The organism is Perlucidibaca sp. (assembly GCF_057084925.1).
Genome location: NZ_JBXMRC010000011.1, coordinates 110,736 through 134,957, shown reverse-complemented (window position 1 = coordinate 134,957; position 24,222 = coordinate 110,736). Strand labels below are relative to the sequence as shown.

The 24,222-nt window shown below is 59.6% G+C and carries 24 protein-coding genes; 16 read left to right on the top strand and 8 right to left on the bottom strand.

All coding sequences use genetic code 11. The features are described 5' to 3' along the window. Positions 1-10 precede the first annotated feature (10 nt). From AC14IB_RS03835 to AC14IB_RS03825, 3 genes are all read left to right on the top strand, one after another. Positions 11-3,112, top strand: a complete 3,102-nt coding sequence (locus tag AC14IB_RS03835) for an efflux RND transporter permease subunit (RefSeq protein ID WP_484230641.1) — start codon at positions 11-13, stop codon at positions 3,110-3,112. Then, positions 3,109-3,684 carry a hypothetical protein gene (locus AC14IB_RS03830; RefSeq protein ID WP_484230640.1) on the top strand — a complete coding sequence of 192 codons (576 nt, stop codon included), beginning with the start codon at positions 3,109-3,111 and terminating at the stop codon, positions 3,682-3,684. The genes AC14IB_RS03835 and AC14IB_RS03830 overlap by 4 nt, the downstream gene beginning before the upstream one ends. A gap of 78 nt (positions 3,685-3,762) precedes the next feature. Beyond that, positions 3,763-5,877, top strand: a complete 2,115-nt coding sequence (locus AC14IB_RS03825) for a TonB-dependent receptor (protein WP_484230639.1) — start codon at positions 3,763-3,765, stop codon at positions 5,875-5,877. Between the two features lie 64 nt (positions 5,878-5,941). On the opposite strand, the gene AC14IB_RS03820 is transcribed toward AC14IB_RS03825, so the two are convergent. Genes AC14IB_RS03820 through radC form a run of 3 tightly spaced genes read right to left on the bottom strand, consistent with a single transcriptional unit; the run spans position 5,942 to position 7,147 of the window. After that, complete coding sequence (locus tag AC14IB_RS03820) at positions 5,942-6,217, bottom strand: type II toxin-antitoxin system RelE/ParE family toxin (RefSeq protein WP_484230638.1); 276 nt, start codon at positions 6,215-6,217, stop codon at positions 5,942-5,944. Then, positions 6,175-6,414 carry a type II toxin-antitoxin system RelB family antitoxin gene (relB, locus tag AC14IB_RS03815; RefSeq protein WP_484230637.1) on the bottom strand — a complete coding sequence of 80 codons (240 nt, stop codon included), beginning with the start codon at positions 6,412-6,414 and terminating at the stop codon, positions 6,175-6,177. The genes AC14IB_RS03820 and relB overlap by 43 nt, the downstream gene beginning before the upstream one ends. A gap of 58 nt (positions 6,415-6,472) precedes the next feature. After that, positions 6,473-7,147 carry a RadC family protein gene (gene radC / locus AC14IB_RS03810; protein WP_484230636.1) on the bottom strand — a complete coding sequence of 225 codons (675 nt, stop codon included), beginning with the start codon at positions 7,145-7,147 and terminating at the stop codon, positions 6,473-6,475. Between the two features lie 91 nt (positions 7,148-7,238). On the opposite strand from radC, the gene coaBC reads away from it, so the two are divergent. Genes coaBC through AC14IB_RS03785 form a run of 5 tightly spaced genes read left to right on the top strand, consistent with a single transcriptional unit; the run spans position 7,239 to position 11,446 of the window. Then, positions 7,239-8,489 (top strand): bifunctional phosphopantothenoylcysteine decarboxylase/phosphopantothenate--cysteine ligase CoaBC, encoded by a 1,251-nt coding sequence (gene coaBC, locus AC14IB_RS03805; RefSeq protein WP_484230635.1) that lies wholly within the window; start codon positions 7,239-7,241, stop codon positions 8,487-8,489. A gap of 24 nt (positions 8,490-8,513) precedes the next feature. Then, complete coding sequence (dut, locus tag AC14IB_RS03800) at positions 8,514-8,972, top strand: dUTP diphosphatase (protein WP_484230634.1); 459 nt, start codon at positions 8,514-8,516, stop codon at positions 8,970-8,972. 27 nt (positions 8,973-8,999) lie between these two features. After that, positions 9,000-9,905 (top strand): acetylglutamate kinase, encoded by a 906-nt coding sequence (argB, locus tag AC14IB_RS03795; RefSeq protein WP_484230633.1) that lies wholly within the window; start codon positions 9,000-9,002, stop codon positions 9,903-9,905. A 6-nt stretch (positions 9,906-9,911) separates the two neighbouring features. Continuing rightward, positions 9,912-10,691, top strand: coding sequence for a sulfite exporter TauE/SafE family protein (locus AC14IB_RS03790; protein WP_484230632.1), 780 nt, complete (start codon positions 9,912-9,914; stop codon positions 10,689-10,691). Continuing rightward, a complete protein-coding gene (locus AC14IB_RS03785; protein WP_484230631.1) occupies positions 10,688-11,446 on the top strand; it encodes an Hpt domain-containing protein in 759 nt (252 codons plus the stop codon). Before AC14IB_RS03790 ends, AC14IB_RS03785 begins: the two co-directional genes overlap by 4 nt. Here AC14IB_RS03785 and AC14IB_RS03780 read toward each other — a convergent pair. Genes AC14IB_RS03780 through AC14IB_RS03770 form a run of 3 tightly spaced genes read right to left on the bottom strand, consistent with a single transcriptional unit; the run spans position 11,375 to position 14,338 of the window. Beyond that, positions 11,375-12,220, bottom strand: a complete 846-nt coding sequence (locus tag AC14IB_RS03780) for a class II glutamine amidotransferase (RefSeq protein ID WP_484230630.1) — start codon at positions 12,218-12,220, stop codon at positions 11,375-11,377. The two genes, AC14IB_RS03785 and AC14IB_RS03780, sit on opposite strands and share 72 nt — an antisense overlap. A 46-nt stretch (positions 12,221-12,266) precedes the next feature. Next, positions 12,267-12,884, bottom strand: a complete 618-nt coding sequence (locus AC14IB_RS03775) for an RBBP9/YdeN family alpha/beta hydrolase (protein ID WP_484230629.1) — start codon at positions 12,882-12,884, stop codon at positions 12,267-12,269. A 26-nt stretch (positions 12,885-12,910) separates the two neighbouring features. Beyond that, positions 12,911-14,338, bottom strand: coding sequence for an OprO/OprP family phosphate-selective porin (locus AC14IB_RS03770; protein WP_484230628.1), 1,428 nt, complete (start codon positions 14,336-14,338; stop codon positions 12,911-12,913). A 228-nt stretch (positions 14,339-14,566) separates the two neighbouring features. Here AC14IB_RS03770 and AC14IB_RS03765 point away from each other — a divergent pair, with 228 nt between their 5' ends. From AC14IB_RS03765 to AC14IB_RS03745, 5 genes are read left to right on the top strand one after another with little or no spacing between them, the layout of a single operon-like run. Next, entirely contained in the window at positions 14,567-15,577 is a 1,011-nt protein-coding gene (locus tag AC14IB_RS03765) for a sulfate ABC transporter substrate-binding protein (RefSeq protein WP_484230627.1), read from the top strand. Further along, a complete protein-coding gene (gene cysT / locus AC14IB_RS03760; protein ID WP_484230626.1) occupies positions 15,577-16,437 on the top strand; it encodes a sulfate ABC transporter permease subunit CysT in 861 nt (286 codons plus the stop codon). Before AC14IB_RS03765 ends, cysT begins: the two co-directional genes overlap by 1 nt. Positions 16,438-16,440: 3 nt before the next feature. Further along, a complete protein-coding gene (gene cysW / locus AC14IB_RS03755; RefSeq protein WP_484230625.1) occupies positions 16,441-17,361 on the top strand; it encodes a sulfate ABC transporter permease subunit CysW in 921 nt (306 codons plus the stop codon). Beyond that, positions 17,358-18,407, top strand: a complete 1,050-nt coding sequence (locus tag AC14IB_RS03750; protein WP_484230624.1) for a sulfate/molybdate ABC transporter ATP-binding protein — start codon at positions 17,358-17,360, stop codon at positions 18,405-18,407. The genes cysW and AC14IB_RS03750 overlap by 4 nt, the downstream gene beginning before the upstream one ends. 10 nt (positions 18,408-18,417) lie before the next feature. Then, positions 18,418-19,935 carry an OmpP1/FadL family transporter gene (locus AC14IB_RS03745; RefSeq protein WP_484230623.1) on the top strand — a complete coding sequence of 506 codons (1,518 nt, stop codon included), beginning with the start codon at positions 18,418-18,420 and terminating at the stop codon, positions 19,933-19,935. A 5-nt stretch (positions 19,936-19,940) separates the two neighbouring features. On the opposite strand, the gene AC14IB_RS03740 is transcribed toward AC14IB_RS03745, so the two are convergent. Continuing rightward, positions 19,941-20,684: a 16S rRNA (uracil(1498)-N(3))-methyltransferase gene (locus AC14IB_RS03740; protein ID WP_484230656.1), complete on the bottom strand. Its 744-nt coding sequence runs from the start codon at positions 20,682-20,684 to the stop codon at positions 19,941-19,943. A 3-nt stretch (positions 20,685-20,687) separates the two neighbouring features. Further along, positions 20,688-22,073 (bottom strand): adenosylmethionine--8-amino-7-oxononanoate transaminase, encoded by a 1,386-nt coding sequence (locus tag AC14IB_RS03735; RefSeq protein WP_484230622.1) that lies wholly within the window; start codon positions 22,071-22,073, stop codon positions 20,688-20,690. Positions 22,074-22,129: 56 nt separating this feature from the next. Here AC14IB_RS03735 and chrA point away from each other — a divergent pair, with 56 nt between their 5' ends. From chrA to AC14IB_RS03720, 3 genes are read left to right on the top strand one after another with little or no spacing between them, the layout of a single operon-like run. Beyond that, positions 22,130-23,482, top strand: a complete 1,353-nt coding sequence (gene chrA / locus AC14IB_RS03730; RefSeq protein WP_484230621.1) for a chromate efflux transporter — start codon at positions 22,130-22,132, stop codon at positions 23,480-23,482. 55 nt (positions 23,483-23,537) lie between these two features. Then, complete coding sequence (locus tag AC14IB_RS03725) at positions 23,538-23,795, top strand: type II toxin-antitoxin system Phd/YefM family antitoxin (protein WP_484230620.1); 258 nt, start codon at positions 23,538-23,540, stop codon at positions 23,793-23,795. Then, positions 23,792-24,208: a PIN domain-containing protein gene (locus AC14IB_RS03720; protein WP_484230619.1), complete on the top strand. Its 417-nt coding sequence runs from the start codon at positions 23,792-23,794 to the stop codon at positions 24,206-24,208. Before AC14IB_RS03725 ends, AC14IB_RS03720 begins: the two co-directional genes overlap by 4 nt. Positions 24,209-24,222 lie beyond the last annotated feature (14 nt).

The window sequence follows — 24,222 nt, the reverse complement described above, 5'->3', positions numbered from 1 at the left end:
GGTCGCGACCATGAATTTTACCGATATCTTCATCAAGCGCCCGGTGTTGGCGCTGGTGGTCAGCCTGATGATCCTGCTGCTGGGTCTGAAGTCGGCGTTTGACCTCAATGTGCGTCAGTACCCGGAACTGCAGAATGCCGTGGTCAATGTCACTACGGTGTATGTGGGGGCCGATGCCGACCTGATCCAGGGCTTCATCACCACACCGCTGGAGCGCGAGATCGCCTCGGCGCAGGGCATCGACTATGTGAAGTCGACGAGCATCTCCGGGGTCAGTTCGATTCAGGTTTATCTGCGTCTGGACTATGACCCGAACGAGGCGCTCACGCAGATTGCTGCCAAGGTTAACAAGCTGCGCAACCAGCTCCCGGAAGCGTCGGAAGATCCGACCGTGGAGCTGTCGGTGGGCGATACCACGGCGGCGATGTATCTGTCGTTTTATTCCGACATTCTCGACAACAACCAGATAACCGACTACCTCGTGCGTGTTGTCGAACCGCGTCTGGCCACCGTGCCGGGTGTGCAGCGCGCACTCATCCTCGGTGATCGCACCTTCGCCATGCGCATCTGGATGAAGCCGGAGCGTATGGCCGCGCTCGGTGTGACTGCGAGCGATGTCTACGGTGCCCTGCGCAACAACAACGTACAGGCTGCCCTCGGAGCCACCAAGGGCTCGATGGTGCAGGTTGATCTCACCGCCGCCACCGACCTCAACACGCCGGAGCAGTTCCGTGCGCTGGTGGTGCGCTCCACGTCCGAGGCCATCGTGCGTCTGGGCGACATCGCCGATGTGGTGCTTGGCTCGGAAAGCTATGGCACGCAGGTGTCGTTTAACGGCAAGAGCGCGACCTTCATGGGCATCGAGATCGCCCCGGACGCGAACTCGCTGGACGTGATCAAGGACCTGCGCGAGAACGTCTGGCCGGACATCCTCAAGCAGCTGCCGGAAGGTCTGAAGGCGAACATCCCCTATGACTCCACGCGCTACATCCAGGACGCCATCAACGAGGTCATCAAGACGCTGATCGAGGCCGTGGCCATCGTGATCGTGGTGATCTACCTGTTCCTGGGTTCCATGCGCAGCGTGCTGATTCCGGCGGTGACGGTGCCGTTGTCGATGATAGGTGCCTGTTTCCTGATGATGCTGATGGGCTTCTCGATCAATCTGCTGACCTTGCTGGCGATGGTGCTCGCCATCGGCATGGTGGTCGATGACGCCATCATCGTGCTGGAGAACATTCACCGCCATATCGAAGAGGGCATGAAGCCTTTCGATGCTGCCATCAAGGGGGCGCGCGAGCTGGTCGGGCCGGTGATCGCGATGACCATCACGCTGGTCGCTGTGTATCTGCCGATCGGCTTTATCGGTGGTCTCACCGGCACGCTCTTTGTCGAATTCGCCTTCACGCTCGCGGGCGCGGTGCTGCTGTCTGGCGTGATTGCACTGACGCTGTCTCCGATGATGTCGGCCATGCTGCTGCACTCGAAAAAGGAAGAGCAGGGCAACCGTTTTGCACACTGGCTCGATACGAAGTTCGAGGCTTTGCGCTTGAATTATCAGCGCAAGTTGCATGGCGCACTCGATGACAAGCATGTGATCGCCACCTTTGGCGCGATTGTGCTGGTGTCGTGCTTCTTCCTGTTCAAGAGCTCGCCCCAGGAGCTGGCACCGGAAGAAGACCAGGGCTTTTTCCTGATCTTCTCGCAGAGCGATTCGTTCTCGTCGCTGGACTATCTGACCAAATTCACTGATGAGCTGGTGAAGATTGCCAACGCCATTCCGGAGAAGGACAACTTCTTCCTGCTTAACGGGGTCGGTGGTGGTGGTTCGGCGGTGGGCAGCAACACCGCCATCTCCGGCATCGTGATGAAGCCGTGGACAGAGCGTGAGCGCACCACGAAGGAAGTGTTGACCGAAGTCACCGGACAGGCCAACGGTGTTGCCGGCCTGCAGAATGCGGTGTTCGCGCCGCCGTCGCTGCCCAGTGGCGGCAACGGCTTCCCGGTTGAGTTCATCATCACCAGCACGGCATCGCCACAGGCCATGCTGGAGGCTGCCAACGAGGTCGTCGGGCAGGCCATGGCGAGCAAGAAGTTCATCTTCATGCGCGCCGACCTAAAGATCGACAAGCCACAGGTGAAGGTCGATGTGGATCGCGAGAAGGCCGCGCTGCTCGGCATCAACATGAACACGCTGGCGGCAGATATGTCGGCGATGCTGTCTGGCGGGTATGCCAATCGCTTCAGCATGGAGTCACGTTCGTACAAGGTGATTCCGCAGGTGCAGCGCAGCGAGCGTCTGAACCCGGATCAGCTCTCACAGTACTACACGCGCACGGCGGCCGGCGAGTTGATCCCGCTGTCTACCGTGGTGACCCTGCGCGATACCGTGCAGCCGCAGGCATTGAACCGCTTCCAGCAGCTCAACGCGGTGACCATCTCGGGCGTGCAACGTCCGGGCGTGACCTTGGGCGATGCGCTGAGCGTGCTGGAGCAGGCGTCGGCAAAAGTGCTGCCTAAGGACTACGGTGTGGATTACGCCGGGGCCTCGCGCCAGTACAAGAACGAGGGCTCGGCGCTGGTCGTCACCTTCTTCTTCGCCATGGTCATCATTTATCTGGTGCTAGCTGCGCAGTTCGAGTCTTTCCGCGACCCCATCATCATGCTGGTCACGGTGCCGATGTCGATTTGCGGCGCGCTGCTCTGTCTCAACATTGCGGCCATGTTCCAGACGCCGGGGGCGAGTATCAACATCTATACCCAGGTGGGGTTGGTGACGCTGATCGGGGTGATCGCCAAGCACGGCATCCTTATTGTGGAATTCGCTAATCAGCTGCAGAAGCAGGGCTATTCGAAGCGACTGGCCATTGAAGAGGCATCGTCCATTCGTTTGCGTCCGGTGCTGATGACAACCGCTGCGCTGGTGCTGGGCATGCTGCCGCTGCTGTTTGCCACAGGTCCTGGTGCTGCTGCGCGTTTCTCCATGGGCCTGGTGATCTCCACCGGCATGACCATTGGCACCTTGTTCACCCTGTTTGTGGTGCCGGCCATGTATCTTTACCTCGGCCGTGAGCATGTCGCTGAAGATAAACCGGTCGAGGAGACGGCATGACCGCACTGTTATTGACGTTGGCAGCGCTAAGCATCTGGCTGTATCAGGATGCTCAGCGCCGTCAGATGAATTCGCCGGGTGCATGGGTGGTTTTACTGTGCTTACTGGGGCCAGTGGCGCTAGCGGCGTATTGGGCGACAAGGCCGCTGTATCAGGGCGAAGTGCGTGTGGGTGGTCGCGGTTGGATCATGATGCGCGTGTTTGTCGTTGCGGTGTCTGCTTGGGCCATTTTGTTTGCTGCCGTTTTCTCGGTTTGGCTCAGCGCGTTCATGCCCTTGGTCGCGATTTTCGCGTTGTTCATTGGGCTGGGACTGTTCTTTGCTGGGGGCTGGGTCCTTGTGGTGGCATTGTTGCTGCTCGCGGCTTGGCTTATCCGTGACGGTCAGCGCGTGGAAGTAGGTCCCACTCATGCGGCGCTCATGGGCGTGCCCCTACCTACTTATGGTGATCGCCTTTTGAAAGTGATTTTCCTGATGGGCTTATTGTCCGTGTTTATCTTCACTGAACCGAGCCATCCCGAGTGGATACAAGAGTCTGAATGGCAAAGCATGCCGGAGCGCTTTCAACTCTAACATTTTTCTAAATGAGAATTGTTTTCGTTCGCATCCTCTATTATGCTCTCCGCATCAAATTCGATGCAGGAGAGCGCCGTGTTCAAGCCTAACCCCCTTAGTGTTGCCATCATGCTTGCCTGCGCAGGCGTTGCCCCCAGTCTTTATGCTGAAGAGCAAGTGCTGGCTGAAGTGCAAGTGTCAGCAGCAGCAGATGCCTCCGCTACCAACGGCTACCAGCCTGTGTTTAGCCGCGCCTCGACCAAAACCGAAACGGCGTTGCTGGATACGCCTCAGTCTGTGAGCGTCGTTACGGCTCAGCAAATCAAAGATCAGGCCGTGCAGAGCATGGCCGAAGCCGTGCGCTACACGCCGGGAGTGACGTTTGCGCAGGGTGAGGGCAATCGGGATGCTGCGGTCATTCGCGGCAGCACCAGCACGGGCGATTTCTATCTCGACGGCGTGCGTGACGACGTGCAGTACTACCGCGATGTGTACAACATTGATCGCGTTGAGGTACTCAAGGGTTCAAACGGTCTGGCGTTTGGTCGTGGTGGTGCGGGTGGCGTCATCAACCGTGTCAGCAAAGAGGCTGGCTGGACGCCGGTGCGCGAAGTGAATGTGTCGGTAGGTTCGTATGATCACAAGCGTATTGCTTTGGATGTGGGCGGTGGTTTGACGAGCTCAGTTGCAGGTCGAGTCAATGTGGTGAGCGAAGACTCCGACAGCTATCGTGATGGTGTCAGTGTGCGTCGCAACGGCATCAGCCCAACCCTGACACTGAAGCCGGGTGATCGCACCAAGGTGGTTTTGTCAGCGGAGTATTTCAACGATTTGCGAGTCACGGATCGTGGCATTCCGTCACAAAACGGTAAGCCGTTCAAAACTGACGAATCCACGTTCTTTGGCAATGCCGAGCAAAGCCCGACCGAAACCACGGTAAGTACGGCCGGCATGGCTATCGAGCACAAGTTCCAGAATGGCGTGATGCTGAGCAACAAGACGCGTTATGCCGATTACGATAAGTATTATCAGAACGTGTATGCCAGCAGTGCTGTTAACAACCTAGGCCAAGTTCGAATCTCCAAGTATCTCGACGATACCCAACGCCAGAATCTGTTCAACCAAACGGATATCGTTTTTGATTTCAATACCGGCGCAGTCAAGCATCTGATGCTTGCTGGTGTTGAGCTGGGTCGTCAGGACTCCAGAAATTTACGTCTCGACGACTCGGTAGTGAGTACAACTGTGTCGGCTAAAGATCCCTTTGTGGTCACCACAATTGATCGGATGAAAGTAGACCGTAACTCTGAAACTACGATTGATGTTGCCTCGGTTTATTTACAAGACCAGCTGACTTTTAACAAACAATGGCAAATGGTACTGGGGCTTCGTCAGGATCGTTTTGTGACGGACTTTACCGACAAGAAAACTGCCGGCAATACTGGCAAGACCACTGACACCGAGCTGTCGCCGCGTGCCGCCCTCATCTACAAACCGATGGATTCAGTGTCGGTGTATGCCAGCTACAGCAAGTCCTTCGTACCGCGTGCTGGGGATCAGCTGAGCTCTTTGACCAACAAAACGGCAGGGCTTGAGCCAGAGGCATTCATCAACAAGGAAGTAGGTGCCAAGTGGGATATCAATCCGGACTTGTCCTTGTCAGCGGCCCTTTACCGACTTGAGCGTCAGAATGTCGCCATTGTGATTAACTCTGCTGGCGACCGTACGTTGCTGGACGGTCAAGTCGTGAAGGGCGCTGAGCTCTCACTGGCGGGTAAGTTGACGGCCAAGTGGAGTGTGGTCGGTGGCTACGCTTATGCAGATAGCATCATCAAGGATGATGTGGTGACTGCGGTGAATGCGGGTGGCACTCCAACCGCTTTCGCAGCACGAGCCGGCAATGAAACCTCACAGACGCCGCGTCACACATTCTCGTTGTGGAACCGTTACGACCTTAACGATCGTTACGGCGTAGCACTTGGTTTTGTCAGCCGCAGCGGCATGTTTGCGTTAGACGACAACACGGTGAAACTGCCCGGCTATGGCCGTGTTGATGCTGCTGCCTTCTTCAATGCATCGAAGAATCTGCAGTTACAGCTCAACATCGAAAACTTACTCAACCGCGATTACTACGTGAACGCGCACAATAACAACAACATCCTGCCGGGCTCGCCCATCGCGGCGCGACTGTCGGCAACGTATAAGTTCTGATCGCAGTGATGTTTAGCAAAAGCCCTCGCCATCGTGCGGGGGCTTTTGCGTTTAGGCAGTTGAGTCATGGATAGGCTTGCCTAGAGTGCAAGACATTGAGGATATCAACACGGTCTGCTTCGACTTTGTAAATCAGCAAATAGTTCGTGGTCACGACCACTTCACGTGTGCCAACCACCCGGCCAGCTTTGTGCATGTATGGATGATCAGCCAACAACAGCGCCGCAGCTTGGATGTCGGTATGTAGGCTGTGTGATGCCTTGGGATTATGCTCGCCGATGTATTCAACAATCTTACTCAAGTCGGCGATCGCAGTTTCTTTCCAGATGACGGGTAGCATGAGCCTTCCTTGGCTGCGAATTTTTTCTCGGCTGCGTCAATGACGGCACTGATGCGCACCATCGCCTCATCATGCGGAACACCTGGGCGAGTGTCGACCAGTGAAGCCTCTACTTTGGCGCGGAACCAGCGGTCATAACTGGCCGCTTCTTCTTCGGTCTCGAACTCGGAGACGATGGGGGATAGCTTGGCATTCATGCTCTTGCCCTCTAGTGATGGTCAGATATTAACCGATGCTGCTGGTGGCTGCAGCCCTTTAAAGCCAGCCGCGTTCGGCAAACGACACCGGCTCGCCATCGCCAATCACCAAATGATCTAAAGTTCGTACCTCCACAAGTGCTAGCGCCTCTTTAAGCCGTTGCGTGATGTGCCGGTCGGCGGCGGAGGGCTCGGCCACGCCGGACGGGTGGTTATGGGCAAAAATGACCGCGCCGGCGCGTTGGGCAATCGAGCGCTTCACCACTTCACGGGGGTGAATAGAGCAGCTGTCTAGCGTGCCTCGGAAGAGCTCTTCGAAGGCAATGACGCGGTGCTGATTGTCGAGGTAGAGCACCGCAAAGACTTCGTGGTCGTAGCCGCGCAGCTGGGCGCGCAGGAATTCACGGGTGGCTGCTGGGCTAGTGAGCTTGCCTTGGCGGCTCAGGCTTTCACTGAGGTAGCGTCGGCTCAGCTCAACGGCAGCATGTAATCTGGCCACACGCGCTGGCCCCCAATTCACGCGCAATAGCAGGTCTTCCATGGGGGCATCGAGTAAGTCGCGAATGCCGCCGTAGTGTTGTAACGCTTGCCTTGCCATGTCCACCGCAGTCAGGCCTTCACGACCATGACCTATGAGCAGGGCCAGCAGTTCGGCCGTGCTCAGGGATCCCGGCCCCTGAATTAAGAGCTTTTCCCGTGGCCGCTCTGCCGTTGGCCAATCTCGAATACGCATAACCTGTGACTCCTGTCGGACATAAAATCCCTGCGCTGCCGTGGTATCTTTCGCAGCTGCATTAGGTATAGACCCGGATTGGAGCTTTCGCATGCTCGCGCGGCTGTCAAACAAACATATTTTGCTCGGCGTGACCGGCGGGATCGCGGCCTATAAAAGTGCCGAATTGATTCGCCGTTTGCGCGATGCCGGCGCTGACGTTCAGGTGGTGATGACCACGGCCGCCCGCGAATTCATCACGCCGCTGACGCTGCAGGCGCTGTCGGGCAATCCGGTACATGTGGATCTGCTCGACCCGGCGGCGGAAGCGGCCATGGGCCATATCGAGCTGGCACGCTGGGCCGATCTGTTTCTGGTGGCGCCGGCGTCGGCCGATACGCTGGCGCGACTGGCGCAGGGCATCGCCAATGATTTGCTGACGACCTGCTGGCTGGCGGCATCGGGCAAGAAGGCTGTGGCGCCGGCAATGAATCAGCAGATGTGGGCCGATGCGGCGACGCAGGCCAACCTGGAGACTTTAAAAAGCCACGGCATTGCGGTGTTTGGGCCCGGTAGCGGCGCACAGGCCTGTGGCGATATCGGCGCTGGTCGTTTGCTGGAGGCGCAGCAACTGGCTGATCTTTGCGCCGATCAATTCGAGAGCGGCCTGCTAAGTGGCACACATGTGCTGATCACGGCCGGCCCCACGCGCGAGGCGTTGGACCCGGTGCGCTATTTGAGCAATCACAGCTCGGGCAAGATGGGCTTTGCGCTAGCCGAGGCCTGCGTCGAAGCCGGTGCACGCGTTACCTTGATTGCCGGTCCGGTGCATTTGCCCACGCCCGCTCGCGTGCAGCGCGTGGATGTGGTCAGTGCGCTAGACATGCTGGCGGCGAGTGCTGCTGCCGTGAACGACGCTAAGGCGGCTGTGGGCTCGGCGCGTACCGTGTTCATCGCTACCGCCGCTGTGGCCGATTACCGGCCGGCACAAGTCGCAGCACAGAAGATTAAGAAAGGCCTGAAAGACGACACCTTGGATATCACGCTGGTGAAAAATCCAGACATTGTGGCGAGCATTGCCGAGCAAGCGGATAAACCGTTTGTGATGGGCTTCGCCGCCGAAACGCATGCGGTGGAAGCCTATGCCTGTGACAAGCTGGCACGCAAAAAGCTTGATCTCATCGCCTGCAATGATGTGTCTCGCCCCGACATTGGCTTCCAAAGTGACGACAACGCCATGACGGTGTTTTGGCCCGATGCGCAGGCACACGAAAAGGTGGCGCGTGTGGAGTTAGCCAAAGCTGGAAAGTCGCAGATTGCCCGTGAGCTGGTGCGTCTGCTGGCTGCTCGGCTGAACCCCTGAATTGAAGCAACGGAAACACCAACCATGAAAATCCCTTTGCAAGTTCGCATCCTTGATGACCGTATCGGTCGCGATCTACCGCTCCCAAGTTATGCCACCGAAGGCTCTGCTGGCTTGGATCTGCGCGCATTGCTGTATGAGCCGCTGACGCTGAGCCCCGGCGATACCGTGCTGATCCGCACCGGTCTGGCCATCTACATCAGCGACCCCGGTTATGCCGGCTTGATCCTGCCGCGCTCGGGTCTGGGCCATAAACATGGCATCGTGCTCGGCAACCTGGTGGGCTTGATTGATGCCGACTATCAGGGCGAGCTTATGGTGTCGTGCTGGAATCGCGGCAGTGGGCCTTTTGTCATGCAGCCCGGTGAACGCCTCGCGCAATACGTGCTGGTGCCGGTGGTGCAAGCCGAATTCAACATTGTTACTGAGTTCCAGGCCACGGCACGCGGTGCTGGTGGCTTCGGCAGCTCGGGTCGTCATTAATTCCTTTTACGTCACGCGAGATATCTCATGGCTCTCACGCAAGATGCAGCTCTTAACATCGCCAAGGTTCTGACCGAAGCACTGCCCTATATTCAGCGCTTCAACGGCGCCACCATCGTGGTCAAATACGGTGGTAACGCCATGACCGATCCGGAACTGGAGAACTCGTTTGCGCGTGACATCGTGCTGATGAAGACGGTCGGCCTGAACCCAGTGGTGGTGCACGGCGGCGGTCCGCAGATCGGCGATCTGCTGCAGAAGATCGGCAAGGTGTCTGAGTTCATCGACGGCATGCGCGTCACCGACAGCGAGACCATGGATGTGGTGGAAATGGTGCTCGGCGGCTTGGTGAATAAGTCCATCGTCAATCTGATTAACCAGAACGGCGGTCGTGCCATTGGTCTCACCGGGAAAGACGCCAACCTGATCCGCGCCAAGCGCATGACGCTGTCGCACAAAGATGCCGACGGTGTGATGCAGGAAGTGGATATCGGTCAGGTCGGCGAAGTGGCCGGCATCAAGACCGATGTGCTCGAGCTCATGTTCGGCAGCGACTTCATTCCCGTCATCGCGCCAGTAGGCGTGGGCGACGATGGCGCGTCGTACAACATCAACGCCGACCTCGTGGCCGGCAAGGTCGCCGAGGCGCTGAAGGCCGAGAAGCTGATCCTGCTCACCAACATTCCCGGCGTGATGGATAAGAACAAGCAGGTGCTGACCGGTCTGACCACCAAGGATGTGGATGCGCTCATCGCTGACGGCACCATCTACGGTGGCATGTTGCCGAAGATCGCCTGTGCGCTGGATGCGGTGAAGGGCGGCGTGCAGTCGGCGCACATCATCGATGGTCGTGTGCCGCATGCCTGCCTGCTCGAAGTCTTCACGGATGAAGGTATGGGCACGCTGATCAGCAACCGTGCGCGCAAGAAGTAAAAAGCAATGATGGAGGGTGCGGTAGGCCAGCTTGGCCTGTTTGCGATTTCATTCGTGGCCAACACGCTGTCATCGCTGGCCGGTGGTGGTGCTGGGCTATTGCAGCTGCCGGTGCTGATCTTTCTCGGGCTGGCGTTTCCGACGGCACTGGCCACGCACAAGATAGCCAGCGTGGCGCTGGGGTTGGGCGCGACGCTGAGGCATCTGCGTGCCGAGCCTATCAACTGGCGGTTTGCGGCATTTATCCTGGGCATGGGACTGCCGGGTGTCTGGCTCGGCACGCAGATTATTCTGCTGGTGCCGGAGGCTTGGGCACGCGCCGCGCTGGGTGTGCTGACGCTGGGCTTGGGTGCCTATTCGATGGCGCGGCCGCAGCTGGGCAAGGTCCATGCCGTGCAGCATACCGACCGTCTCGGTCTGCTCATTGGTGGTGGCGTGCTGTTCTTTATCGGCGTGCTCAATGGCTCGCTGACCTCGGGTACCGGCCTGTTTGTGACGATCTGGCTGGTGCGCTGGTTTGGCCTGGACTACACGCGGGCGGTGACCTACACGCTCATCTTAGTCGGCCTGTTTTGGAACGGCACGGGTGCGTGGTTCATCGCGCAACAAGCGCCGGTGCGCTGGGATTGGCTGCCGGCGTTATTGCTCGGCTCCTTCCTTGGCGGTTATGTCGGTGCGCATCTCGCGCATCGTCACGGCAATGGTCTGGTCAAACGTTCGTTCGAAGTTCTCACCGTGCTCATCGGCTGCAAGTTGCTGTTCGATGCCTGGCCGCATCTGACATGAGCGATGCCACGCTGACGAGTCTTTTTCGCCAGGAGGCGCAGCGGCTGCATGTCTCGATCACGGCACATTGGCAGCGCTGGCAAGCGGGCGATGAGTCGGCGCTGACGCCGCTGCGCCATGCCGTGCATTTGCTCAAGGGCGCGGCTATGACCGTCTCTGCCGATGCTGTGGCGCAGGCGCTGCATGATCTTGAAAGCCATTTACAGTCGGGTCAGAAAGCGGAGGCGCTGGGTTGCTGGCCTGTGCTTTCTGCGGCGTTGATGCCGTGGCTGGACGATGCAGGCAAGTTGCCAGTCGCGACTTCCCCGGACAGCCTGCGCCGCGCTTTGCGCGAAAGTTTTGCTGCGCACGTCAGGCTGGGCAGTCAGCCCGCGACGTTGCATCTTCAGCTCGACCCGAACTGGCCGAGTAGCCATTCGTTGCTCTGGGATGTCTGGCCGCAGTTGCTGCGCAATGCGCTAGTGCATGGCGGCGAATCAGGCGATGTTCGGCTCGCTGCCGGCAAGCCCGAACGGCTGCAGGTCTGGCTGCGTCTGCGCCGCCGAGGTAAGCATTTCAGCCTTGTTGTGGCCGATGATGGTCGCGGTCAGGCCCGGCCAGCCCAGACGCCAGATCTGATGGCGGGCAGAGGCTGGGGCGTGGCGGCTGTGCGCGAGGCGGTGGCGGGTTTGCCGTCAGGACGACTAAGCTTCCGATGTCGTGCCGGCATCGGCAGTGTGGTGCGGATTCAATGGCATACCCACGGCGTGATCTGAGGTACTGATCGATGCCTGCAGCGCGCCATCACGGAACATCAGCAGCGTGCCGGGCGCGACCGGCGTCCAAACTTCATTATCGGTGAGCGGGGCGGTGGCGATGACGGCGACACGGTCGTCCGGCCCGGTGTGCTCACTGAAATCCACACTCACATCTTCATCGCTCAGGTGCGCCACCGAAAACGGGGCCTCACGCACGATCCAGGTCAGCAGCGTGGAGCAATGCGCGAGCAGCCAGTCGCCATTCGACAGCAGAAAATTGAAGGTGCCGTGGCGGGCAATTTCGCCGGCCACGCGCGTCACCACGCTCAGGAGTTGCTCGTCACTCGGGCGACCATCCGGGCAGCTCAGCAGGATCTGATTGAGCAGATGGCAGAACGCCATTTCGCTGTCGGTATCGCCTACCGGACGCACCGCGCCGGGTTTCGGCACAAAGCCCTTGAGATCGCCGTTGTGCGCGAACAGCCAGTAGCGGCCGCCGAGTTCGCGCTGAAACGGGTGCGTGTTCTGTAGCAGCGTCTGCCCTTGCGTGGCCTTGCGAATATGCGCGATGACCTGGCGCGAGCGGATCGGGTAAGCGCTCACCAGCGCGGCAATTGGCGAGGTCACGCTGGCTTCGGTGTCGATGAACAGCCGGCAGCCGGCATCCTCGAAAAAGCCGATGCCCCAGCCATCGGCATGATGGTCGGTGAGACCGCCGCGCTGGCGGAAGCCGCTGAAGGAAAAGCAGATGTCGGTGGGCACATTGGCATTCATGCCCAGCAGCTGGCACATCGGAAAGCTCCTGAGAGGGCACAAAGAAGAGTGCGCCATGCCGAGCTTAGTGTCGGCGCCGGCGCCAGACCAGATCATGCAGCAAAATCTGTCCGGTCGGCCAGTCGCCAAGCTGGCTTTGCGCATTCAAATGCCCGCCATTGGGGATGCTGATCAAGTCACTGCCCCACTGTGCTGCGAAGTTGGCAGCACGGGCCAGGGCGCAGCAGGGGTCGTTATCACTGGCGACAATGCGGCTGGCGAAAGGCAACTGTTGTAGCGGAATGGGGGCGAAGCCGCGCAGTGCGGGTGCCGCGTCAGTACGCTCAACGTCCGCCGGTGCCACCAGCAAAGCAGCAGCAACACCGCGTCCGCCGGTTTCTTTCACCCAATGCGCCAGCGTGATGCAACCCAAGCTATGTGCAATCAGAATGACCGGTTGACGTGCCGCGTGAATGGCCTTGTCGAGCTGTAATACCCAGCTGCCGGGGTCCGGGCGCTCCCAGTCATCCTGCTCGATGCGGTGGATATCCGGCCGCAGGCCTTCCCAGCGACTCTGCCAATGTGTTGGACCAGAGTTATTCCAGCCCGGTAGCGTGAGCAGGGAAAAACGACGCCAGCGAGTATCGAGCAAGCTCGGAGGCTGTGCTGCTTTGGGGGGCGTCAGAACCTCGGCGGCCGACATGGTGGCACCTCCGGTAATTGAGAGGCTTAGTAGCTGAGCTGAACGCGGGTGAAGAGGGCCTTTTCAGCATCGCGATCGGCAACAACAGCACCACCACCGTTTGCACCGCCGTCAAAGCGCGTATCGCTGTAGTTGGTGGACAGTTTCACGTTTTTGTTCAAGTACCAGTTCAGGCCAACCACATAGTTTTTGGCTTTGCTGGCAGAGGTTTGTGGATTAGCGAAACGTAAGGCGTTGCTGCCTACAAAAGCGTCGTCATCAATGCTCAATTGACCGATGCGTGCTACTGCTTCTAGGGCGCCCCAGCCTTCGCCATTTAACGTAAAGTTATTGCCGGGTGTGACGCCGTTGAAGGACGCGTCTTCGCCGGTCAGCACATAACTTGCCGTGATGGAGTACGCATCATTTTTTAACTTGGCTTGGTTGGTGCTGCGTACTACCTCCTGCTGCGACACCACGTAGTCGCCAACGACGCCAAGGGAGTCTTTGTAGAATGAAATTTGGGGCGCAAGGCGTGTGTGCTTACCTTCCGCAACTACGCCGGTCTCATAACCAAAGATTTGTTGCTGACCAAAAGAGCGATATCGCGCCAGTGTGTTGTTAGCGTTTGCGGTATTACCTTGTGACGAGTGCTTGGTGCCGTAAGTGCCTGAAACACCAAAGCCAAGCCCTGCCAATGGGCTGTAATCATTCTTAAATGGCGTGAGGAAGATACGGCCTTCGAGCTCTTTCCCCGAATCATCGGCAACGGAGACATCACGACCATCTGCCGTGCCGTTGAATACCCCAACAGAATAGTTGACGGTTTTATTGGCGAGTTCGCCAAATACTGCCACGCCAATATCGCGATTGGGCACCAGTTCGGTGGTTAAGCCGCGCTCAATCAAGGGAAGTGCCGAGCCTGACTGCAAGCGTTCGATGCCAACAGGCCCTTTTTGCTTGCCGATACGCACAGAGGCTTTGGGCGAGAACTTCAAGTCAACATACGCATCAACAATGCTGTTGCCTGAAGCGTCACCGAAGCCACTTCCAGCGAACTCAGGTGTAAATCGAAAGGCAACGAGTTTGCCTAGGTTGCCAGAAATGGTGGGACGGATACGGCGTAATACAAAGCCATCTTGGAGCTTGCCGGTTGCGCCAGCAGCAACGGGGTCATCACTAAGGAAGGCGCGATAGTCCGCTTGAGCCACGGCACTGAATTTGATTTCGTAATCGCCCTTGGCACTCTTGATGCCGAAGCCCCTGTCGCCCGCGCTCACGACCGGCGTATCTTTCGCTTTCTTGTCGCTTTCTTCGGTCTGGATTTCGAGTTTACGCTCCAGAATCAGCAGGCGCTGTTCAAGTTCGGCAACGCGATTGGCATCGTTGCTAAATGGCTCGGCAGCCCAGGCAGACGAGGCAGAGATGGCGGCAGCGAGTGCTAGCAGGCGTGGTGCAGCAGTATAAACAGACATCTTGAAACTCCGATCAGGTTTTGATGGCGCCAAGAATGCCGACTCTTTTTGAGATTTAAAAAGAATAAATATGAATTTAGATATTTCTTTTAGATATATATTGGCCGCGTTTTTTATAGCACTAAAAGTTCTATAAATATGAAAAAACAGTATTTTTAAGACTAAAATTATCTGACTAGGATGCCTCCATTCGCTGCACTTTCTGCAGCTGACCGATTGGAGAGCATCATGTTATTTCGAAAACTCGGCCTCGCGGCTGCACTGGCAACCACCTTGTTCAGCGGCGCTGTTGCTGCCAAAGACTACAGCCTGCTCAACGTCTCCTACGACCCGACACGTGAGCTGTATCAGGACTACAACGCCGCTTTCGCCAAGTACTGGCAGAAAAAGACGGGTGATACCGTATCTATTCGCCAATCGCATGGCGGTTCCGGCAAGCAGGCTCGCTCGGTGATCGATGGCCTCAATGCGGACGTGGTGACGCTGGCGCTGGCCTACGACATCGATGTGATCTCGGAAAAAGCCAAACTGCTCGATCCTAACTGGGAAAATCGCTTCAAGTTCAACAGCTCGCCCTATACCTCCACGATTGTCTTTCTGGTGCGCAAGGGTAATCCCAAGAACATCAAAGACTGGGGCGACATCGTGAAGCCGGGCGTGAAAGTCGTCACCCCGAACCCGAAGACTTCCGGTGGCGCGCGTTGGAACTACCTTGCCGCCTGGGGTTATGCCCTGCAGCAGCCGAACGGCAATGAGGCCAGCGCGAAAGAGTTTGTCACCAAGCTGTTCCGTAATGTGCCAGTGCTCGACACCGGTGCCCGCGGCGCGCTCACCACCTTTACCGAGCGCGGCATTGGTGACGTTTTCTTGTCGTGGGAAAACGAGGCCTACCTGGCCACGCGTGAACTGGGTCCGGACAAGTTCGACATCGTGGTGCCGTCGGTGAGCATCCTCGCCGAGCCACCTGTGGCTGTTGTGGATCGTGTCGCTGCGAAGAAAGGTAATGCGGTCGTGGCCAAGGCGTATCTCGACTACCTGTACAGCGCCGAGGGTCAGGAAATTGCGGCCAAGAACTACTACCGTCCGCGTGACCCAGCCGTAGCGGCTAAGTACGCCAAGCAGTTCACCAATGTGAAGTTGTTCGACATCAAGACCTTTGGTGGCTGGCAGAAGGCCCAGGAAAAGCACTTTGCCGATGGCGGCGTGTTTGACAGCATCTACGCCGCAGGTCTGCGTTGATGGCAAGTTCGGCACCTGATATCGCAGTACCCCGCAAAGCCAGGCGTGTCTTGCCTGGCTTTGGCCTCACGCTGGGCTACAGCGTGGTCTACCTGAGCTTGCTGGTACTGATTCCGCTGGCGGGGCTGTTTCTAAAAACAGCCGGCATGACCTGGGAAGAGTTCAGCACCATTATTCTCTCCCCACGCGTGCTAGCGGCTTACAAGATCAGCTTTGGCACGGCCTTTATCGCGGCCGTGATCAATGCCTTCTTCGGTTTCCTCGTGGCCTGGGTGCTGGTGCGTTACTCCTTCCCCGGTCGTCGCGTAGTTGATGCGCTGGTGGATTTGCCCTTTGCCTTGCCCACGGCCGTTGCAGGCATCGCGCTGACGGCGCTGTATGCGGGCAACGGCTGGTTCGGCAGCATCCTGGAGCCGCACGGCATCAAGGTCGCCTTTACGCCGACCGGTATTGTGGTGGCGCTGACCTTCATCGGTCTGCCGTTCGTTGTGCGCACGGTGCAGCCGGTGCTGGCCGATCTGGAGACGGAGCTGGAAGAGGCCGCCGCCAGCCTCGGCGCCAGCCGTTGGCAGACCTTCGTGGCGGTGATCTGGCCGGCGGTGTTGCCGGCGCTACTCACCGGCTTCGCGCTGGCCTTCGCGCGTGCCATCGGCGAGTACGGCTCGGTGATCTTCATTGCCGGCAACATGCCGATGGTGTCGGAGATTGCGCCGTTGCTCATCGTGACCCAGCTCGAGCAGTACAACTACGCCGGTGCGACCGCCATTGCGGCCGTCATGCTGGTCATCTCTTTCGTACTGCTGCTATTGATAAACAGTTTGCAAGCCTGGGTCCGCCAACGCGGCGGACGGGGAGTTTAAGACATGGCTCTGGTTTCAATTCCGGGCAAGAAGTCGGCGGCCTTGCGTGACCCGTTATGGGTCCGCGTTGTGCTGCTGACGCTGGCTTTCACCTTTCTCGCACTGTTTCTGTTTGTGCCGCTGATTGCGGTCTTTACCGAAGCCCTGCGCCAAGGTTGGGAAGCGTATCTGGCGGCGTTCGATGATCCCGATGCCTGGTCGGCGATCCGGCTCACGCTGCTGGCCGCAGCCATCGCCGTGCCGGTCAATGTTGTCTTCGGCGTGGCGGCGGCCTGGGCCATCGCCAAGTTCGAGTTTCGCGGCAAGTCCTTCCTGATCACGCTGATCGACCTGCCGTTTGCGGTATCGCCGGTGATCGCCGGTCTGGTCTTCGTGCTCATCTTTGGCATCCACAGCAGCTTTGGCGCGTGGCTGGCGGAGAACGACATTCAGGTCCTGTTCGCGGTGCCGGGCATTGTGCTGGCCACGTTGTTCGTGACCTTCCCGTTTGTCGCGCGTGAGCTGATTCCGCTCATGCAGGCGCAGGGGTCGGATGAAGAAGAGGCGGCAATCACCCTCGGCGCCAGCGGCTTCGCGACCTTTCTGCGGGTGACGCTGCCCAACATCAAGTGGGGTCTGCTTTACGGCGTGATTCTCTGTAATGCCCGTGCCATGGGTGAGTTCGGTGCGGTATCGGTGGTGTCTGGTCACATCCGTGGCCTCACCAACACCATGCCGCTGCACATCGAGATTCTCTACAACGAGTATCAGTTCGTCGCGGCATTTGCCGTGGCCACGCTGTTGGCGCTGTTGGCGCTGGTCACGTTGGCCGTGAAGTCCTATGTGGAATGGCGCATGAGCGCGGAGCTGGCAGCACAGTCCAGTGGTTTTCAGGAGTCCGGTCCAACGCCGGCGCCAAACAGTATTGAGGAGAAACAGGCATGAGCATTGCCATCGAATCGGTGAGCAAGCACTTCGGTGCCTTTCAGGCGCTCAATGAAGTCAATCTGGACATTGCCAGCGGTGAGCTGGTGGCGTTGCTGGGGCCATCCGGCTGCGGCAAGACCACCTTGCTGCGCATTATCGCTGGTCTGGAAACAGCCGACAGCGGTCGCTTGTCGTTCCACGGTGAAGACACCACGGAGACGCCGGTGCGCGAGCGCCAGGTCGGCTTCGTGTTCCAGCACTACGCACTGTTTCGTCACCTGACCGTGTTCGAGAATGTCGCTTTTGGTCTCCGTGTGCGTCCGCGCAAGCAGCGTCCGAGCAACGAGTTCATCAAGGCCAAGGTCACCGAGCTGCTGCAACTGGTGCAGCTCGACTGGCTGGCGGATCGCTATCCTAGCCAGCTCTCCGGCGGTCAGCGTCAGCGTATTGCCTTGGCGCGTGCCTTGGCCGTGGAGCCGCGCGTGCTGCTGCTCGACGAGCCCTTCGGTGCCCTCGATGCGCAAGTGCGCAAGGAGCTGCGGCGCTGGCTGCGCCGTCTGCATGATGAGCTGCACATCACCTCGGTGTTCGTGACACACGATCAGGAGGAGGCGCTGGAAGTGGCTGATCGCGTGGTTGTGCTCAATCGCGGCAATATCGAGCAGGTCGGATCGCCGGCCGAGGTCTATCACCAGCCGGCGTCGCCGTTTGTGGTTGAATTTCTTGGCCAAGCGAATAAGCTGCCGGCGCACATCACGGCCGGTCGTGCTGATGTACTGGGCTGGCAGTTGCCCGCGCCCGCGCGTGCCGATGGTGCTGGTGTGGCCTATGTGCGACCCAGCGACTGGAGTCTGTCGCATCATGCCGTGGACGGCAGCCAGTCCGTGATCCTGCGCGATATCCGCGCCGTTGGTCCGCGTTGGCAGCTTGACCTCGCGCATGGCGACCGCCTGCTTGAAATCGAGCTGTCCAGTCGTGACGATCTGGGTGATGCCGATCTGACGCCGGGGCATGAGCTGTGGTTGCACCCGCGCAAAGCGCATCTTTTTCCGGCACAAAAATGAGGTGAGGGTTGTGGGCAAGGTGACGAAGATTCAGCGTCTGGCGGTATTGGCCACGCTCCTACTGCCGGCCGCGGCGCAGGCCACCAACGGGTATTTTGCCCACGGCTACAGCGCCTCGCAGCGTGCGCTCGGCGGTGCCGGCACGGCGAATCCGTCGGATGCGCTGATCAGCACCATCAACCCGGCCGGCACCGCGTTTGTCGATGAGCGCTGGGATCTCAATCTCAGCCTGTTCGTGCCCCTGCGCGAATACACGGCCGGTACGACGCAGCCGGGTGTGCTCGGTCTCGGCATTGTCGGCATCGAACCGGGTACGGTGGAAAGTCAGCACAACCTGTTTGCCATCCCCGGTTTTGCCTTCGTGAAACCGCTGGATGACAACATCACTACGGTGGGGCTGGCGGTATACGGTAATGGCGGCCTGAACACAGTCTACAAGCAGCCTGAAAGCACGGCCAGCTTCTTCAGGGCCGGCTCTTCAGGCAGCCCGATCAGCACGCTGCTGGGTGGTATCCTGGGGCAGGCGCCGACAGAAAGCCGCTGCCGCGGTGTCTTCGGCGGCGGTGCACCGGCCGCTGGCAATGCTGACTTGCTCGGCTTCTGTGGTAATGGCAACGGCACGGCATCGGTGGATTTGATTCAGCTCTTTGTCGCGCCGAATATCTCAGTCAAAGTCAGCGACAAGACCGCTTTTGGGGTGTCGCCGATCTTTGCAGCGCAGCGCTTCGAGGCCAAGGGCTTGCAGGCCTTCGGTGCCTTCTCCAACAGCCCGGATCGCGTGTCGGATCAGGGCTTTGATTTCTCCTACGGCGGCGGCTTCCGCCTCGGTGTGCAGACGGAGCTGCTGCCTGGTCTCGATGCAGGTGCATCCTGGCAGTCGCGCATTCGCATGTCGCGCTTTAAGAAATACGAAGGCCTGTTCGCCGAGCAGGGTGACTTTGATATTCCATCGACTTGGAACCTCGGGCTGGCGCTGAAGCCGACACCGAACCAGCGCATCCTGCTCGACTATCAGCGCATTAACTTCAACGATATCGCCTCGGTCGGCCTGCCGCTGGACCCGAACCGCTTCATCAATGACTGTGCCTTGCCACGCCTGACCGGCAGCACGGCGGAGAGTCCGGCCTGCCTCGGTGCCAATGGCGGCCCGGGCTTCGGCTGGCAAAATGTCTCGGTCGTGAAAGTGGGCTATCAGTATCAACAGGGCGACTGGAAATGGCGTGCCGGCTACAGCCAGACCGAGCAGCCGATTCCGGCCAGCGAAGGCTTGTTCAATATCCTCGCGCCGGGTGTGATCGAGAAGCACTACACCGTGGGAACGGCCTGGCAAGCAACGAAGAAGCTGGGATTGGATCTGAGCTTCATGTATGCGCCGCCAAATCCGGTTAAGGGCAAAAATCCGCTGAGCAATGTACAGCTACTCAGCGGGGGGCAGGCCATCAATGCCGGTATTGATGCCGGCGATCAGGACATCACGCTGGACATGCGTCAGTTCGAGCTGACGATGGGTGTGAATTACACCTACTGACGCGTTTAACGAGCACTCGCGTAGTCACCGTAGAGCAGCTGCAGCACGCTGAGGGCGGCGACCGGCGCCGTCTCCGTGCGCAGCACCCGCGGGCCGAGCTGCCAGGGCTGAAAGCCGGCCTGTTGCGCCGCCTGAATCTCGCCCTCGCTGAGGCCACCTTCGGGGCCGATGAGCAGCGCCACGCTGGCAGGGCTTTTGGCTGAGGCTTGTGGCCCGCCCGTCACAGCCGGTGCCAGCACCCATTTCTGTTCCGCTTGCACTTGCGTCTGCCAGTCGGTCACGCTAATCGGGCCGTGCAGCAACGGCAGCGTATTGCGGCCACTTTGCTCGCAGGCACCGATCATCACACGTTGCCAATGGGCCAACTTCTTGTCCGCCCTTTCTTCGCCCCGCAGCTTCAGCTCACAGCGCTCGCTGGTCAGCAGCGTGATTTCGCTCACGCCCAGCTCCACGGCTTTCTGCAGCGCGTAATCGAGGCGCTCGCCCTTGCTCATGACCTGGCCGAGATGGGTGTGCAGCGGTGACTCGTTGGCGGCCTCGGTGAGTGCCAGCACACGGACTCGAGCACCTCGCTTGTGGATGTCGATGAGCTCAACACGGGCAGCGTGGCCGGCGCCGTCGAAGAGCTCGGCGCTGTCACCGATTCGGGCGCGCAGCACGCGAACCCAGTGATGGTGGGTGTCTTCGGGTAGATCGAATTCGGCGTCGATGGCGTAGGGCAGGGGGGCGTGGAGGCGGGTCATTTGTATTACTCAGGCCATGCTCGGGCCACGTTCACTAAAGGTTCCCGCCGGTGCTCGCAGGCCTTCATCAATGGCCGCCGCCGCCGTTGCGACCATCCAGCGAATCTGTTCCGGCGTGATGATGTAGGGCGGCATGAAGTACACCACATTACCGATGGGGCGCAGCAGCAAGCCGCGTTTCAGCGCCGCCTGGAAGATCGCCAGGCCACGGCGCTCGCGCCAGTCGTAGGGTGTGCGCGTGGCCTTGTCGCGCACCAGTTCGATGGCGGCGACCATGCCCGTCTGCCGGACTTCCAGCACCTGCGGATGATCGCGCAGCGGCGCCAGCGCCTCGGCCATCACCCGTGAGCGCTCGCGGTTCTGCGCGATGACATCGTCACGCGCGAACAGGTCTAGCGAGGCCAGCGCGACGCGGGCGGCGAGGGCATTGCCGGTATAGCTGTGCGAGTGCAGAAAGCCTTTTAGCGTGTCGTAGCGGTCGTAGAAAATGTCGTAGATGCGCTCATGCGTCATCACTACTGACATGGGCAGATAGCCCGCCGTCAGGCCTTTCGATAGCACCAGAAAGTCAGGCGTGATGCCGGCCTGTTCGCAGGCGAAGAGCGTGCCGGTGCGACCGAAGCCGACGGCGATTTCATCGGCAATCAGGTGCACGCCGTGGCGGTCGCAGGCGTCGCGCAACAGCGTCAGGTAGATCGGGTGGTACATGCGCATGCCGGCCGCACCCTGAATCAGGGGCTCGACGATGACGGCGGCGACCTCGTGTGCATGCTCGGCGAGCAGCAGCTCCATCGCCGCCATGGCGCGGCGGGCTGCGCTCACACAATCCTCATCGGGCAGGCGGCTGGCCGGCGATGGCGCGCGCAACGGCGGCTGCAGCATCGGCCGATACGTCTCGGAAAACAACGGAATGTCGGTGACGCCGAGCGCGCCAATAGTCTCGCCGTGATAGCTGTTTTCCAGTGCGATGAAACGCGTCTTGCCCGCCTGCCCGAGGTTGCGCCAGGCATGTAGGCTCATTTTCAGCGCGACCTCGATGCCGGAGCTGCCGTTGTCGGCATAGAAGCATTTGCTCAGGCCGGGCGGTGCCAGCGCGACCAGGCGCTCGCTGAGTTCGACGATGGCCTCATGCGTGAAGCCGGCGAGGATGACATGCTCCAGCGTATCGGCCTGCTGCCGGAGTGCAGCGTTGAGCTCGGGGTGGGCATGCCCGAAGAGATTGACCCACCACGAGCTGATGGCGTCCATGTAGCGCTTGCCGTCGAAGTCCTCCAGCCAGATGCCCTCGCCACGGCGAATCGGTACCAGCGGCAGCTGCTCGTGATCGTGCATCTGCGTGCAGGGGTGCCAGACATGTTTCAGGTCGCGGCGGGCAATGTCGTGGTTGCTGGTCATCTGGATATCGTCAGGCTCTGGCACAATAGCGCAACTCTACCAACAGGGCCCGCCACATGCAGCCTGTCGATGCGCCATCCCCCGTTTCTTTTCGCGAAGCCCTGAGTTTCTGGTTCAAGCTCGGCTGGATCAGCTTCGGCGGCCCGGCCGGGCAGATCGCGCTCATGCATCAGGAGCTGGTCGAACGCCGGCGCTGGCTGTCCGAGCGCCGCTTTCTGCACGCGCTGAACTACTGCATGGTGCTGCCGGGGCCGGAGGCGCAGCAGCTGGCGACTTACATCGGCTGGCTCATGCACCGGACCTGGGGTGGCATCGCGGCCGGCGCGCTGTTCGTGCTGCCGTCGCTGTTCATTCTGATCGCGCTGTCGTGGATCTATCTCGCCTTTGGTGAGCTGCCGGTGGTCGCCGGTATCTTCTATGGCATCAAGCCGGCGGTCACCGCCATCGTGCTGCACGCGGCGCATCGCATCGGCTCGCGGGCGCTGAAGAATGGCTGGCTCTGGGCCATCGCCGCCGCTGCTTTTGTTGCCATCTTTGCGCTGCAGCTGCCGTTTCCGCTCATCGTGGTCACGGCGGCTTTGGTCGGCTGGCTGGGTGGGCACTATCGGCCGGATGCCTTCGCACTCGGCGGCGGCCACGGCGGTCAGGTTAAAGCACGAACTGCATCAGCTCTGATCGACGATGATACGCCGACCCCCAACCATGCCCGCTTTCGCTGGACGAGCCTGCTCAAGGTCGTCAGTGTCGGCGCGCTGCTCTGGCTGCTGCCCATGGCCGCGCTCATGCTCACGCAAGGCTGGGACGGCACGCTGACGCAGATGGCCTGGTTCTTCACCACCGCCGCGCTGATGACCTTCGGCGGCGCCTACGCCGTGCTGCCCTATGTCTATCAGGGCGCGGTTACGCACTACGGCTGGCTCACACCCACGCAAATGATCGACGGCCTCGCACTCGGCGAAACCACGCCCGGCCCACTGATCATGGTCGTTGCCTTCGTGGCCTTTGTCGGTGGCTATGTGAAGGCCGTGTTTGGCCCCGACCAGCTGTTTCTCGCCGGCGCTGTCGCCGCCTGCCTGGTGACCTGGTTCACTTTCCTGCCCTCGTTCCTGTTCATTCTCGCCGGTGGCCCGTTGGTCGAATCCACGCACGACGACCTCAAATTCACCGCGCCGCTGACCGCGATCACGGCCGCCGTGGTCGGCGTCATCGTCAACCTCGCGCTGTTCTTTGCTTGGCATGTGTTCTGGCCAAAAGGCGTCGCTGGTGGCGTGCTTGCCAGCGCTGATTGGGGCTCGATCGTGATTGCTGGATTGGCGGCGCTGGCGCTATTTCGCTATCAGCGCAGTGTCATGCAGGTGATTTTGGGGGCGGCGGTGTTGGGGTTGGGGTGGTCGTTGGTGGTGGTTTGACGGCAGCTGTAAAAACTAACAGACTAGTTATATGACTAGTTTTTTGGGGTGTGAAATGCATACATGGCCAGTTCAAGATGCGAAAGCGCGGTTCAGCGAATTCCTGGATGCGTGCTTGGTGGAAGGTCCGCAAATGGTGACCAGAAGAGGCGCTGAGGCAGCCGTGCTGGTGCCAGTGCAAGAGTGGCGTCGCTTGCAGTCGGCCGCCCGCCCGTCCTTGAAGCAGCTGCTTCTTTCTGACCAGGCTCGTGCCGACATGATCGTGCCGGCGCGGGGTCGAGCGAAGCGTCGTCCTGTGGAGCCAATGCTTTGAGCGTCTCGTTCTTGCTTGATACCAATGTGGTTTCAGAGCTCCGCAAGCAGCGCCCACACGGTGGCGTTGTTGCCTGGCTGGAATCAATAGATGACGCCCAGCTGTATTTATCTGCGGTGACACTCGGCGAGATTCAAGCAGGCATCGAGCTGACGCGAGAGCAAGACCCTGACAAAGCCAATGAAATTGAGGCCTGGCTGGAGTTGGTTTCTGGGGCGTATAACATCTTGCCGATGGATACGGCAGCGTTCAGAGCTTGGGCGCGACTGATGCACAGAAAGTCCGATACGCTCTATGAAGACGCCATGATCGCTGCGATAGCGAAGGTACACGGGCTGACAGTTGCCACGCGAAATGTGGCTGATTTCAATGCGCTGGGATTGGAGGTTATTAATCCATTTGCGGCTGCGTAGGCCGTAGTTTCAGG

Coding starts and splice junctions, on each gene's coding strand:
- AC14IB_RS03835 (WP_484230641.1), top strand. CDS start 11: ATGAATTTTACCGATATCTTCATCAAGCGCCCGGTGTTGGCGCTGGTG.
- AC14IB_RS03830 (WP_484230640.1), top strand. CDS start 3,109: ATGACCGCACTGTTATTGACGTTGGCAGCGCTAAGCATCTGGCTGTAT.
- AC14IB_RS03820 (WP_484230638.1), bottom strand. CDS start 6,217: ATGCTACCCGTCATCTGGAAAGAAACTGCGATCGCCGACTTGAGTAAG.
- relB (WP_484230637.1), bottom strand. CDS start 6,414: ATGAATGCCAAGCTATCCCCCATCGTCTCCGAGTTCGAGACCGAAGAA.
- radC (WP_484230636.1), bottom strand. CDS start 7,147: ATGCGTATTCGAGATTGGCCAACGGCAGAGCGGCCACGGGAAAAGCTC.
- coaBC (WP_484230635.1), top strand. CDS start 7,239: ATGCTCGCGCGGCTGTCAAACAAACATATTTTGCTCGGCGTGACCGGC.
- dut (WP_484230634.1), top strand. CDS start 8,514: ATGAAAATCCCTTTGCAAGTTCGCATCCTTGATGACCGTATCGGTCGC.
- argB (WP_484230633.1), top strand. CDS start 9,000: ATGGCTCTCACGCAAGATGCAGCTCTTAACATCGCCAAGGTTCTGACC.
- AC14IB_RS03790 (WP_484230632.1), top strand. CDS start 9,912: ATGATGGAGGGTGCGGTAGGCCAGCTTGGCCTGTTTGCGATTTCATTC.
- AC14IB_RS03785 (WP_484230631.1), top strand. CDS start 10,688: ATGAGCGATGCCACGCTGACGAGTCTTTTTCGCCAGGAGGCGCAGCGG.
- AC14IB_RS03780 (WP_484230630.1), bottom strand. CDS start 12,220: ATGTGCCAGCTGCTGGGCATGAATGCCAATGTGCCCACCGACATCTGC.
- AC14IB_RS03775 (WP_484230629.1), bottom strand. CDS start 12,884: ATGTCGGCCGCCGAGGTTCTGACGCCCCCCAAAGCAGCACAGCCTCCG.
- AC14IB_RS03770 (WP_484230628.1), bottom strand. CDS start 14,338: ATGTCTGTTTATACTGCTGCACCACGCCTGCTAGCACTCGCTGCCGCC.
- AC14IB_RS03765 (WP_484230627.1), top strand. CDS start 14,567: ATGTTATTTCGAAAACTCGGCCTCGCGGCTGCACTGGCAACCACCTTG.
- cysT (WP_484230626.1), top strand. CDS start 15,577: ATGGCAAGTTCGGCACCTGATATCGCAGTACCCCGCAAAGCCAGGCGT.
- cysW (WP_484230625.1), top strand. CDS start 16,441: ATGGCTCTGGTTTCAATTCCGGGCAAGAAGTCGGCGGCCTTGCGTGAC.
- AC14IB_RS03750 (WP_484230624.1), top strand. CDS start 17,358: ATGAGCATTGCCATCGAATCGGTGAGCAAGCACTTCGGTGCCTTTCAG.
- AC14IB_RS03735 (WP_484230622.1), bottom strand. CDS start 22,073: ATGACCAGCAACCACGACATTGCCCGCCGCGACCTGAAACATGTCTGG.
- chrA (WP_484230621.1), top strand. CDS start 22,130: ATGCAGCCTGTCGATGCGCCATCCCCCGTTTCTTTTCGCGAAGCCCTG.
- AC14IB_RS03725 (WP_484230620.1), top strand. CDS start 23,538: ATGCATACATGGCCAGTTCAAGATGCGAAAGCGCGGTTCAGCGAATTC.